Genomic DNA, 215 nt, shown 5'->3' with positions numbered 1-215 from the left:
AGCCGGACAGGCGTCGAAAAGCTGTGACCACACCGCGCAACGTGCGCAAGGGCAGGACCGCGTCGGGGGCGCTGAAGCTGAACACCGGCACGTTCGACGCCAAGGCGTACAGGCTCAACTGCCCACGCTGGCCGAGCATCTGCGCGGCCTCGATCTCTCCGCCACTGCTGGTGAACTCAATGCGGTAGCTGAACGGCTGGCTGAGCTGCTCTTCG

Annotated in this window: 1 protein-coding gene; it reads right to left on the bottom strand. The window is 65.6% G+C overall.

From position 1 onward, the window contains the following. Positions 1–215, bottom strand: a 215-nt coding sequence (locus tag ACM6IP_RS01690; RefSeq protein WP_414860806.1) for a hypothetical protein, incomplete at both ends; no start/stop codon positions are given.

Origin of the sequence: Pseudomonas sp. IT-P176 (assembly GCF_949767245.1) — a bacterium.
GTDB lineage: Bacteria > Pseudomonadota > Gammaproteobacteria > Pseudomonadales > Pseudomonadaceae > Aquipseudomonas.
Note: the sequence above shows the minus strand (reverse complement) of the source record. Positions and strands in the feature narration are given on the sequence as shown.